Source organism: Paraclostridium bifermentans (genome assembly GCF_964259345.1).
GTDB classification, from domain to species: Bacteria; Bacillota; Clostridia; order Peptostreptococcales; family Peptostreptococcaceae; genus Paraclostridium; species Paraclostridium bifermentans_B.
This window is the reverse complement of record NZ_CAXVJR010000005.1, coordinates 296,068-309,013: the sequence shown is the minus strand read 5'-3', so window position 1 is coordinate 309,013 and position 12,946 is coordinate 296,068. Positions and strand designations below refer to the sequence as shown.

11 protein-coding genes and 1 other annotated feature are annotated in these 12,946 nt (G+C 28.1%); of the genes, 10 read left to right on the top strand and 1 reads right to left on the bottom strand.

The features are described 5' to 3' along the window. Positions 1 to 215: 215 nt before the first annotated feature. The 6 genes from ACEXNK_RS12055 to ACEXNK_RS12030 all read left to right on the top strand — a co-directional run bounded on the left by ACEXNK_RS12055 (position 216) and on the right by ACEXNK_RS12030 (position 7,464). Positions 216 to 1,481 (top strand): cation:proton antiporter, encoded by a 1,266-nt coding sequence (locus ACEXNK_RS12055; protein ID WP_373598790.1) that lies wholly within the window; start codon positions 216 to 218, stop codon positions 1,479 to 1,481. A 65-nt stretch (positions 1,482 to 1,546) separates the two neighbouring features. Continuing rightward, on the top strand, positions 1,547 to 2,308 hold the full coding sequence (locus ACEXNK_RS12050; RefSeq protein WP_373598789.1) for a MerR family transcriptional regulator: 762 nt from the start codon (positions 1,547 to 1,549) through the stop codon (positions 2,306 to 2,308). Positions 2,309 to 2,399: 91 nt separating this feature from the next. Further along, positions 2,400 to 3,092 carry a response regulator transcription factor gene (locus ACEXNK_RS12045; RefSeq protein WP_373598788.1) on the top strand — a complete coding sequence of 231 codons (693 nt, stop codon included), beginning with the start codon at positions 2,400 to 2,402 and terminating at the stop codon, positions 3,090 to 3,092. Then, the gene (locus ACEXNK_RS12040) at positions 3,089 to 4,330 is read left to right on the top strand and encodes a sensor histidine kinase (RefSeq protein ID WP_373598787.1); all 1,242 of its coding nucleotides are present in this window, start codon (positions 3,089 to 3,091) and stop codon (positions 4,328 to 4,330) included. Before ACEXNK_RS12045 ends, ACEXNK_RS12040 begins: the two co-directional genes overlap by 4 nt. Positions 4,331 to 4,406: 76 nt before the next feature. Beyond that, a complete protein-coding gene (locus ACEXNK_RS12035) occupies positions 4,407 to 5,090 on the top strand; it encodes an ABC transporter ATP-binding protein (RefSeq protein WP_373598786.1) in 684 nt (227 codons plus the stop codon). Then, positions 5,083 to 7,464, top strand: a complete 2,382-nt coding sequence (locus tag ACEXNK_RS12030; protein WP_373598785.1) for an ABC transporter permease — start codon at positions 5,083 to 5,085, stop codon at positions 7,462 to 7,464. The genes ACEXNK_RS12035 and ACEXNK_RS12030 overlap by 8 nt, the downstream gene beginning before the upstream one ends. Before the next feature lie 84 nt (positions 7,465 to 7,548). Here the strand turns inward: ACEXNK_RS12030 and recX are convergent, their stop codons facing one another. Then, positions 7,549 to 8,190: a recombination regulator RecX gene (gene recX / locus ACEXNK_RS12025; RefSeq protein WP_373598784.1), complete on the bottom strand. Its 642-nt coding sequence runs from the start codon at positions 8,188 to 8,190 to the stop codon at positions 7,549 to 7,551. Positions 8,191 to 8,336: 146 nt separating this feature from the next. Here recX and nadD point away from each other — a divergent pair, with 146 nt between their 5' ends. The 4 genes from nadD (at position 8,337) to leuS (ending at position 12,935) form a co-directional block, all read left to right on the top strand. After that, on the top strand, positions 8,337 to 9,026 hold the full coding sequence (nadD, locus tag ACEXNK_RS12020; protein WP_373598783.1) for a nicotinate-nucleotide adenylyltransferase: 690 nt from the start codon (positions 8,337 to 8,339) through the stop codon (positions 9,024 to 9,026). 2 nt (positions 9,027 to 9,028) lie between these two features. Continuing rightward, positions 9,029 to 9,598, top strand: coding sequence for a bis(5'-nucleosyl)-tetraphosphatase (symmetrical) YqeK (gene yqeK, locus ACEXNK_RS12015; protein ID WP_373598782.1), 570 nt, complete (start codon positions 9,029 to 9,031; stop codon positions 9,596 to 9,598). A 166-nt stretch (positions 9,599 to 9,764) separates the two neighbouring features. Then, the gene (rsfS, locus tag ACEXNK_RS12010) at positions 9,765 to 10,118 is read left to right on the top strand and encodes a ribosome silencing factor (RefSeq protein WP_373598781.1); all 354 of its coding nucleotides are present in this window, start codon (positions 9,765 to 9,767) and stop codon (positions 10,116 to 10,118) included. 31 nt (positions 10,119 to 10,149) lie between these two features. Continuing rightward, positions 10,150 to 10,346: a binding site (T-box leader), on the top strand. 168 nt (positions 10,347 to 10,514) lie between these two features. Then, complete coding sequence (leuS, locus tag ACEXNK_RS12005; RefSeq protein ID WP_373598780.1) at positions 10,515 to 12,935, top strand: leucine--tRNA ligase; 2,421 nt, start codon at positions 10,515 to 10,517, stop codon at positions 12,933 to 12,935. The last annotated feature ends 11 nt before the right edge of the window (positions 12,936 to 12,946 follow it).

Below are 12,946 nucleotides of genomic sequence, written 5' to 3'. Positions count from 1 at the left end.
ATATTTGGGCCTTTTTTTATTATGAAAAATATAAATGAATTTAATTAAGATTAAATTAAATGAACTAAATTATAGTGTTATATACTCCATAATCATTAAAAATATTAATGATTACCAAATGTAATATAAATTTTACTTATGATTATTTAGATAGTAAAATAATATCTGGAATTAAAACAACTAGATTAATATTTTTAATATATGGAGGAATAATCATGGAAAATACAGTAGAAGCTATTGCGACTAATAATTTATTAATAATATTTTCATCAATAGTTATAATAGGTATTATTTTAGGAAAATTAAGTGAAAAACTTAAATTACCAGATGTAATATTATATCTAATAGCAGGGATAATAATAGGTCCAGCAGTATTAAACTTAATAAGTGTAGATGCATTTCCAATAGAAAATAATCTAATATTAACTTTTGGATCAGCGTTTATATTATATGAAGGTGGAAGAGAAGTTAATTTAAAAGTATTAAATAAGGTAAAAATAAGTGTTGGTTTATTAGCGACATTAGGAGTTATAATATCTACAGTTGTAGTAGGATTTGCAACAAATAAAATATTTGGACTTCCTATTATGACATCATTACTAGTTGGAGGTATAATTGCATCAACAGACCCAGCAGCTCTTATACCTGTATTCAAACAAGTAAATATAAAAAATAAGATTAAGCAAACAGTAGTAAGTGAATCTGCATTTAACGATGCTGTAGGAGCTATAATAGTAAGTACATTACTAGGAATAATTACATCAGGAAACTTTTCTGCAGGAGAAAGTGCACAGGAATTATTAATTTCAGTAGTAGTTGGAGTAATTGTTGGAATAGTTGTTGGATATATATTTTCAGTACTTATATCTGATAAAAAATGGGGAATATTCCACTCATATGCACCTATAATATCAATCCTTAAGGTTGCATTAGCTTATGAAATAGCTACTAATTTACATGGTAGTGGATATATGGCAGTATTTATAGTTGGACTTATAGCTGGAAATAAAAAAATATTTGGGCTATGGGTACCGGAGGAAGATTTCAAGTCTGAATATCATTTTAGAGAAAGTATAGCATCTCTATGTAGAATGGCTATATTTGTAGTTCTAGGTACTCATGTAGATTTATCTGCATTATCTCAATATTGGATACCTTCATTAATAATAGTTTTAATATTAATGTTTATTGCTAGACCAATTGTAGTTTTAATATGTACATCATTAGATACTAAGGCTAAGTGGAGTACAAATGATAAGATTTTTATGATGTGGGTAAGAGAAACTGGAGTAATACCTGCTGCATTATCAGGAATAGTTGTATCTATGAAAATACCAGGATATGAAATAATTTCATCTGTAGTATTTATGACAATACTAATTACCTTAATAATTCAAGCAAGCACTACTAAGTTAGTTGCAAAAAAACTTGATGTATTAGATATTGAAAAAGATCAAGTTGAGCTTAAAAAAGTTTCATAAATAATCAATTTATAGGGTTGACTATGACATTATGTCATAGTCTATTATTATTTTAGGAGGTAATTATGTATAAAATTAGTGAGGTTGCAAAGCTTAGTGGAATTAGTGTTAGGATGCTTCATCATTATGATAATATTGGACTTTTGGTTCCTAGTGAAAAAAGCGATAAAAACTATAGGTTGTATAGTGATGAGGATGTTAAGAGATTGTATCAGATATTAATTTTTAAAGAGTTGGAGTTTTCTCTTAAGGAGATAAAGAATATTTTAGATGATGAGAATTTTGATAGAGAGAAAGCTTTAAGGTTGCAGAGAGAGTTAATAGTTGAGAAAAGAAAGCGAATGGATAATATATTAAATTCTATTGATGAAGTTATTGATAATTTGGAAGGAGATAAGGCTATGAGTAATAAAGATTTTAAAGCATTTAGTTATGAAGAGATAAAAAAGCATGAAGAAAAGTATAAAGAAGAAACTGAAAAAAGATATGGAAAAAGTAATGCATATAAAGAGTGTAATGATAAAACTGGCAAGTATTCTAAAAATGATTGGGAAAATATATCAAAGGAAGCGGATAGTATATATAAGAAATTAGCAGGATTAATGGACAGACAACTTGAGGATACAGAAGTACAAGATTTAGTTGATCAGTGGAGAAACCATATAAGTAAGAATTACTATAATTGTACTATTGATATATTTAGAGGATTAGCACTTATGTATGTTGCTGATGAGAGATTTACTAAGAATATAGATAAGTACAAAGATGGATTAGCTCAGTTCTTAAGTGATGCTATGAATGTATATTGTGATAATCATAGCAAATAATAAATAACCCCTATGTAAGAAATACTTACTAGGGGTTATTTTTATAGTAAAATATATATATGAATTAAAATAATAAACCTGGGGAGGAATTATGGGGAATATATTACTTTTAGAAGATGATAAATCGCTAAATAGGGGGATAAGTTTTAAGCTAAAAAAAGAAGGATATAAGGTACATAATGCTTTTAATATAAAAGAAGCAAAAGATATATTTAACAACAAAGATATAAATTTAATAATATCAGATATAGGACTACCTGATGGAGATGGTTTTGAATTTTGTGAGTATATAAGAAGTATGAGTAATGTTCATATAATAATGCTTACAGCCCTTGACCAAGAGGTAGATATAGTTACTGGATATGAAGTTGGAGCTGATGATTATATTACAAAACCTTTTAGTCTTATAGTTCTTATATCTAAAGTAAATGCAATTATGAAAAGAGTTAGTAATAGTGGTAGTGAAAATATAATTACTTGTGAAGATTTAAATTTTTATTATGTAGATAATAAACTTGAGAGAAGGGGTACCGAAACGGTACTCAGTAAAAATGAAGGTAAGCTACTTAGATATTTAATGGAGAATTCATGTCAAACAGTTACAAAAGAGCAATTAATAGAAGCGCTTTGGGATATAGATGGAAACTTTGTTGATGAAAATACAGTAGCAGTTAATATTAGAAGGTTAAGACAAAAAGTAGAAAATAATCCTTCAAGTCCTGAGTATATAAAAAATATTAGAGGAATTGGATATACCTTTGAAAAGAGGTGTATTAAAAAGTGATAAATATATTAAAAAATGAGCCTATTGTAAGGAGAATATTAGGTGTTTCATTAGTAGCTATAACATTTATATTTTTTGTATTTGTTATATTTCAATATAAAAGCTTGCAAAATATTTACTTAGAACAAAACAATATTAATGAAAGAATAATAGGAAATATAGTTAATCAGTACCCAAAGGCAGAGGCAGATGTAATAAATAGTATTTATAAAGAAAGTGATGAGCATGAAGCTTTAGGCGAAAAAATATTAGATAAATACGGATACGGAAAAGCCTATAATATGAGTGAAAATATAAATTTCCAACAACATTTAAAATATTTCCTGGTAAATAATTTGGTTGTTTTTGTAGCAATAATGATATTAATAGTATTTATAGTTTCTGTTTTAATTAAATATGGATTTAATAATTTAGAACGTTTAAGTGTTAATATAGAAAATCTGATAAATGATAAATACATGATAGATGATGATTATAAAGAAGAAGGAGTATTTAATAGAATATACTCTGATTTAAATAAGTTATCTAGAAGTTTAAATATTAAATTAAGAAATTTAGATAAAGAAAAAGAGAGTATAAAGGGATTGGTCACAGATATATCACATCAACTAAAAACGCCACTTGCATCACTAAAGTTGTACAATTCATTACTGATAGAAGAAGATTTGGATGAAGAAGAGCGAATGGAATTTTTAACTACAAATAAAAAATCTATAGAGAAACTACATAATCTTATAGATTCTTTAGTTAATATATCTAGATTAGAAACCAGTATGATAAGTATAAAAAAAGAAAATAAGGATATTAAAAATACTATAATTAAAGCAATAGACAGTGTGAAAGTTAAGGCTAGTTTGAAAAATATAGATATTATTGTAAATGATTTTGAGAGTAAAATAATACCACATGACACTAAATGGACGGAAGAAAGTATATTTAATATTTTAGATAATGCTGTTAAGTATACAAATATAAATGGAAAAATAGAAGTTGAAGCTTATGAAACTATTAATTTTTATAGAATAGATATAAAAGACAATGGTATAGGAATAGACAAAAAGGAATTTAACAATGTGTTTAAAAGATTTTATAGAGGTGAAGAAGTAAATGAATTAGAAGGTTCTGGGGTTGGACTTTATTTAAGTAGAAAGATAGTTGAAAGTCAAGGTGGGAACATAATAGTAGATTCAAAAAAAGGACAAGGTAGTAAATTTTCTCTATTTCTTACGAAAGTGTAAGACTTGTTGAAAGTATTATGTAAGACTTACACCTTATTATTAAAGTATAAATAATAAAAGTGAGGAGAATAGAGAAATGAGTATATTAAAAACTAGGGATTTAAAAAAGTATTATGGAAAAGGTGAAAGCTTAGTAAAAGCAATAGATGATAATAACATAGAGATAAAAGAAGGAGAGTTTGTTGCAATAGTAGGTAAATCAGGGTCAGGGAAAAGTACATTATTACATATGATAGGTGGACTTGATAGACCTACTGAAGGAAAAGTTTTTATAGACGGGAAAGATATATTTTCACTAAAGGATGAGCAACTAGCTATATTTAGAAGAAGAAAGATAGGATTTATATTCCAATATTACAATTTAATACCATCACTTAATGTTTGGGAGAATATAGTTTTACCTATTGGACTTGATAATAAAGCTGTAGATAAAGATTTTGTAAATGATATTATAAGTTCTTTAGGATTATCAAGTAAAAAGGAATCTTTGCCAAATACATTATCAGGAGGTCAACAACAAAGAGTTGCAATTGCTCGTGCATTAGCTACTAGACCATCTATAATACTAGCAGATGAACCTACAGGAAACTTAGATTCTAAAACTTCTGATGAAGTAATGAGTTTATTAAAAGGAATGATAAAAAAATATAGTCAAACTTTAGTTATGATAACTCATGATGAAACTATAGCACAAATGGCAGATAGAGTAATGTACATTGAAGATGGTAAGGTAATAAAGGGTGGTGTTATAAATGATTAATACTACTAAAATTGCTAAAAGCAATTTAAAGATAAATAAATCAAGATGTATATTAATTATCATAACTATACTACTGTCTACTGCTTTATTAACTGCAGTAGGAATGACTTGTAATGATTGGAGCGCGTACAATAAAGAATACGTTAAAAAATATTATGGAACTCAACATGGAGCATATGCAAAAATAGATGAAGATAAATTAAAAAAGATTAAGGCACATGCAGATATTGATGAAGTTGGAATAATAAATAGTGTAGGTATTAAAACTTATGAAGATGAAACTAAAATAGGTTTAGCCTATATGGATGATAATTCAATAAAATTTAATAGTAAAGATTTGATAGAAGGAAAACTTCCTACTAAGAAAAATGAAATAGTTTTAGATGATTTGGCTTTAGAAAAGTTAGGTTATGAAAATAAATTAGGCCAAAAAATCAATTTAGATTATGAAGATTATAGTAAAGAGGGAATAACAAAAGCAGAGTTTATATTAACTGGAATAACAAAAGCAAATGATTTATCTAAAAATAAAAAAGCTTACTCAGGGATAATATCTAAAGAATATATGCAGTCAACACGAGATATGGATAAAGAAGTTTCAAACGTATTTATAACGATAAAAGATGCAGATAAGATGTCTGGTGAAGAATTAAAAACTAAAATTAAAGATATAGGGAAAGATTTAGATATACCTAAAGGATATATAATGGAAAATGAAGATTATATAAACTCTTTAAAGCCAGATATGCAAGTTATTATGTGGGGAGCAGTAATAGGGATAATAGTGATATTATCTAGTGTACTTGTAATATACAATATATTCTATTTGTCTATAGTTACTAAGGTTCAAGAGTTTGGAAAGTTAAGAGCTATAGGTGCAACTAAAAAGCAAATAAAGTCTATAGTTTTAAAAGAGGGTATGTTTTTATCTATGATAGCAATACCTTTAGGAGTTTTAGTTGGATTTATAATAAATAAATTTATATTAGGAAAGATATTTTTCCAAGGTTCTGATGTTAATCAGTTGCCTATAATAATAGGAGCAATATTAATAAGTTTTACAACTGTGTTTGTATCATTATTAAAGCCAATGAAAGTGGCTTCTAAAGTATCTATAGTTGATGCAGTTAGATATAACGGAGATGATAGCAAATCTAAAACTAGAAAAGGATATGAAAGTATAAATATAAAAGGACTTTCCTATGCTAACTTAAAGAGAAATAAAAAGCGTACTTATGTGACAATAATATCTCTTTCATTAAGTGGAATAATTTTTATAATAATGGCGAGTGTTATGAATAGTATAGATGCTGAAAAAATGGCAAGAGATCATTTTCCATATGATATAGAATTAAACTTAGATGGATACACATTTGGAGAAGAAGATAGTCCTAACACTGAATTTAATATTTTACAAACTAAAAATCCTTTAGGAGCAGATTTTAGAGAGCAATTGTTAAACATAGATGGAGTTAAAAGTATAAAACAGCGCAAGAATTTAAAGTTAGATATAAAAAATTTAAATACGGATTATGATTATGACGAGTTAATTGGAATGGAAGAAAGTGACTTAAAAGATTTAGAGTTTTATCTAGAAGAAGGTAAAATAGATATTGAAAAATTAAAAACAGGAGATGAAATTATTATTACACAAGTTGATATGGCAAAAGATCTAGGATGGAAGCCTGGAGATAAAATAAATTTAACTTTCTACGATGGAGATAAAAAAGTAAATAAAGAATTTAAAATTCAAGCTATCACAACAGGATTAGGTATTTTTCAAATTCACAATGATGCATTTGAAAAATTAGTAAATGTAGATGCTACTGATACAATAGGTATATATACAGATAAAGATAAATATGATGAAGTTAAAGCATATATTGAAAATATTGATGAAACAAATGATTATATACAAACTAATTATATAGATGAGCAATTAGATTCATATGAATTACTTATGCGTATAACTAAATCTATAGGATATAGCTTAGTTACAATAGTAGGAGTTATCGGATTCATGAATTTAATAAATTCGATGATAACAAGTATTATAACTAGAAAGAAAGAACTAGGTATGTTGCAAGCTATAGGACTTACAGATAAACAGTTAGTAAAAATGTTAAACATAGAAGCTCTTTTTTATACAGGAACAATGCTTATAAGTTCTCTTACATTAGGTAGTGGATTGGGATATATAGCTGTTCAAGCTTTTAGAAAATCTGGAGGGTCATATGCAGTTTATACTTTCCCTGTAGTTCAGATGATATTAATGGCAGTGGTTGTAGTAGCTGCACAATTACTACTAACTTACTTAATAAGTAAAAACTTTAATAAAGAATCTCTAATAGATAGAGTTAGATATAGTGAATAATATATAACTAAATAAAATAAATAGAAAAGGTATGAGTTTAGTTTATAAAACTCATACCTTTCTAATATAGATAATTATAATAAATTAACAGTAATCAGACTCATCAAATCTAAGTAGCTTATTTAAAACTCTCTTTATAACTGAATAATCAAACCCTTTATAAGCTAAGTGTTGTGATATTTTTTGATATATCTTATTTCTATCTTCATTTTTAACTCTTTCATATCTTTTCTTAGCTAAATACATTGCATTTTCAAACTCCACATCAGAATCTATATCTGAAACAACAGAATCGATAGTACCTCTATCTATTCCTTTATTATATAGATTTTGTTTAATCCTATTTTTACCACATTTATTAACTTTTAAGTTTGTGTTAGTTATTCTTTGTGCTAAGTCTTCATCATTTACAAAATTATATTTTCTTAAAAATACCAAAACATCTTCTATTACATCTTCATCAAAGTCACCTGATAATTTTTTTATTATGTTTTTTTCTGATTGAGGAGCTTTTGAAAGTATAGTTAAAGCTTTGTTCTTAGCTTTTATATACATTTCATCTCTTAGCATATTCCTTAGTACATCTTCATCTATTTCCATACCTTTTTTTAGATTAAAGGTAAAAACTAATTCCTTATAGATACCCATGAAAAATTGCTCATTTACATAGATATTAACTCTATCTTCATTTTTTTGTTGTACTTCTATTTTTGTTATTATCGGCATAAAACTCTCCTTTGTAGTAAAAATTCAACTATTAAATATCTTTTTTTAGTATGTAGAAAATTATACATGAAAAAGTAGAATAATTGTATTTAATAATCAAAAATTAATGATACAATAGAAGTATCATGGACAAAAGGAGAAACAGTATGAGAATTGATGAACTAGTTTTAAAAGCTAAGACTCAAAACAATATAAAATCAAATTTTCATAAAACGGGAAACAAGAAAATTAATATAGGGATAATGGGAGGAACTTTTGACCCAATACATTATGCACATTTAGCAACAGCAGAGTATATAAGAGAAACATTTAATCTAGATAAAATATTATTTATACCAACAGGTAACCCACCTCATAAATCAAAATTAAGAACGGATAAAATAGACAGATATAATATGGTATTACTAGCAACTATGAATAATGAAGACTTTGTAGTTTCAGATATAGAAATAAAAAGAGAAACTAGGACTTATACAATAGATACATTAAAGGAACTACACAGTATATATAAAAATGCTAATATATACTTTATAACTGGTGCTGATGCAATTTGTGATATGGAAACTTGGAAAAATGTTTCTGCAAACTTTGAACTGGCAACTTTTATAGCTGCAAATAGACCTGGAATAAGCTCTAAAGCTGCAAATGAAAAAATAAAAAATTTAAAAGAAAAGTATAATGCAAAGATAAGGTCAGTAAATGTTCCTTCACTGGATATATCGTCAACGTATATAAGAGAACGTATAAAAGGTAATAATTCTGTAAAATATTTAATACCTGAGATTGTTGAAAATTATATATATGAAAATAAAATATACACAAATGGAGATGAATAAGTTTGGATTTACAAGAAATAAGATTTAAGTTAAATGAAATGTTACCAGAACATAGAATGTTACATTCTGAGGGAGTTGCAAAGTGTGCTGTAAGATTAAGTGAGTTATATGGATATGATAAAGAAAAAGCTTACTTAGCGGGAATACTTCACGACTGTGCAAAGTATTTAAGCGAAGAACAAGTAAAACACTATGTAGATAAATATGAAATTTACTTAGATGAATATGAAAAAGATAATCTAGCATTATCTCATAGTATAATAGGTTCTGTACTTATTAGACATGAATTTGATATAGAAGACATAGATATAATAACAGCAGTAAGATACCATACAACGGGAAAAGCTAATATGGACATATTAGAAAAAATAATCTACATAGCAGATTTAATAGAAGAAAATAGAAATTATCCTGGAGTAGAGAAGTTAAGAGAATTAACTTACTCAAAACAATTAGAAGAAGCTTTATTATTATCTTTTAATAATACTATTAAATTAGTTATAGATAGAGATCAAATAATACACCCAAGAACTATAGAAGCTAGAAATTATATATTAAGTAAAAAATTATAAAAATAATCACAATAAATGGATTAAAATAGTAATATGTAATTAATAATAAAAGTGAAAGCTTTTTTAATAATTAGTTAATACTAATAATATAAAATAGTATTAGTTACTTAGTTTTTTGTGGTATAATAGAGAAACGCAAAAAAATAAGAAAGGCAGGAACGTTAATATGACTACAGTAGAACAAATGGTTAAAGTTATATATGATGCTATGGACGATAAATTAGGTAAAGATATATCTATAATAAATGTAGGAGCAGTTTCAAGCTTATGTGATTACTTTGTAATAGCAACAGCTGGATCTACAAGACAAGTAAAAGCTATAGCTGACAATATAGAAGATGAACTTACTAAATTAGGAATAGAATCAAGAGGTAAAGAAGGATACGAAACTCAAGAGTGGATATTACTAGATTTTGGTGATATAATGGTTCACGTATTCAACGAAGAAAATAGAGCATACTATAACTTAGAAAAAATGTGGAAAGATGCTCCATATGTTGATGTTGACACATTAGCATAATAATTATATAATTTAAAATTATAACTTAAAATTAAAAATAGACTAGAGTAGTAAAATTAAATTTTGATTTCAGAGAGCTAGTGGTAGGTGTGAACTAGTATAAAATTGATTTGAACTTGCTAGATACAATCTATTTAACCGTAGTTGGTATAAAAACTAGACCGAGAGGGTTATTTTACATAAATAACCAATTAGGGTGGTACCGCGAGTAATATCCTCGTCCCTAAACATGTATTTGTTTAGCGACGGGGATTTTTTTATACGTGAAAAAGTATAGTGAAGTTGTTATATTAATCATTGACGAAACACTTAAAGTCCGCAGGACTTTGTGTGTAGGAAATGATTAATATAACAACGAACGAGCTTTCACGAAACAAAAAAATAGGAGGTAAAAAAATGAACGTTTATAAACCAAATGAAGTTGAAGCTAAATGGCAAAAAACTTGGGAAGACAACAACCAATACAAAACAGACACTAATGACACAACAAAACCAAAATACTATGCATTAGAAATGTTCCCATATCCATCAGGAAAATTACACATGGGTCACGTTAGAAACTACTCTATAGGTGACGTTGTAGCTAGATTTAAGAAAATGCAAGGATTCAATGTACTTCATCCAATGGGATGGGATTCATTCGGACTTCCAGCAGAAAATGCAGCTATAAAGCATGGAATACACCCAGATAAATGGACTATGGAAAACATAGCAGACATGAGAGGTCAATTTAAGACTTTAGGACTTAGTTTTGACTGGGATAGAGAAGTAGCTACATCTACTCCAGAGTACTACAAGTTTACACAAGAAATATTCTTAAAATTCTTAGAAAATGGATTAGCATACAAGAAGAAATCTTTCGTTAACTGGTGTCCATCTTGTGAAACAGTTTTAGCAAATGAGCAAGTTGTTCAAGGTGCTTGTGAAAGATGTGACTCTGTAGTAGTAAAGAAAGACCTAGAGCAATGGTACTTCAAAACTACTGCATTTGCAGAAGAATTATTACAAGACTTAGATACTTTAGATGGATGGCCAGAAAAAGTTAAGACAATGCAAAAGAACTGGATAGGAAAGAGTACTGGAGCTGAAATAACATTTGACATAGATGGTATGGATAAATCTATAACAGTATTCACAACTAGACCAGATACAGTACACGGAGTTTCTTACATGGTTTTAGCTCCAGAACATGAACTAGTTAAAGAATTAGTTGCTGGAACTGAGTATGAAGAAGCAGTTGAAAAGTTCGTTGCTAAAATGCACACTATGACTGAAATAGAAAGAACTTCAAGTGACGTAGAAAAAGAAGGAATGTTCATAGGAAAGCATGTTATAAACCCATTAAACGGACAAAAAGTTGAGTTATGGATAGCAAACTATGTATTAGTTGACTACGGAACAGGTGCTGTTATGGCAGTTCCAGCTCACGATGAAAGAGATGCTGAATTTGCTGCTAAGTATAACTTAAACGTAGTAGAAGTTATAAATGAAGACAACATAATGGTAAACTCTGGTGAGTTTGATGGTATGGAAGCTTCAAAAGCATTTGATGCAATAATAGAAAAAATAGAAGAAATGAAAATAGGAAAGAAAACAGTTAACTACAGATTAAGAGACTGGTTACTTTCTAGACAAAGATACTGGGGATGCCCAATACCTGTAGTATACTGTGATGATTGTGGTATAGTTCCAGAAAAGAAAGAAAACTTACCTGTATTATTACCTACAGATGTTGAGTTTACTGGTAAAGGTGAATCACCACTTACAACTTCAAAGACATTTATGAATACTACTTGTCCTTGTTGTGGAAAGCCAGCTAGAAGAGAAGCTGACACAATGGATACATTCGTTGATTCTTCTTGGTATTTCTTAAGATATATAGATCCTAAAAATACAGAAGAACCATTTAGCAAAGAAGCGGTTAACAACTGGATGCCAGTTGATCAATATATAGGTGGGGTAGAGCATGCTATACTTCATTTATTATACTCTAGATTCTTTGTTAAAGCATTCAACTCTATGGGAATGTTAGACTTCAAAGAGCCATTTAAAAACCTATTAACTCAAGGTATGGTATTAAAAGATGGAGCTAAGATGAGTAAATCTAAAGGAAATGTTGTATCTCCTCATGAGATAATAGCAGAGTACGGAGTTGATACTGCTAGATTATTCGTATTATTTGCTGCACCACCAGAAAGAGACTTAGAGTGGTCAGATCAAGGTGTTGAAGGATGCTTCAGATTCTTAAACAGAGTTTACAGATTAGTTGATGAATTAGCTGAAGTAGCTAAATCTGATGTAACTATGGGTGAATTAACTAAAGAAGATAAAGCTATGAGATTCACTATAAATGCTACATTAAAGAAAGTAACTGAAGACTTAAACGAGAAGTTTGGATTCAATACTGCTATATCTGCATTAATGGAATTAATAAATGAAATGTACAAGTACAAAGAGTTAGATAACAGAAATGATGCAGTTATAAAAGAAGGTGTAGAAACTATAGTTACTATATTATCACCATTTGCTCCACACATGGGAGAAGAATTATGGGCTATGATAGGTAAAGAAGGAAGTATATTCGATATATCTTGGCCAGCATATGATGAATCTGCTTTAGTTAAGGATGAAGTTGAAGTTGTAGTTCAAATCAACGGTAAAGTAAGAGGAAAATTAAGTGTTGCTGCTAATATATCAAGAGAAGATATGCAAGAAGCTGCAATGAATGATGAAAAAATAAAAGCTTTAGTTGAAGGAAAGACTATAGTTAAAGTTATAGCTGTTCCTAAGAAACTTGTTAATATAGTTGTTAAATAATAAAAGAAGGT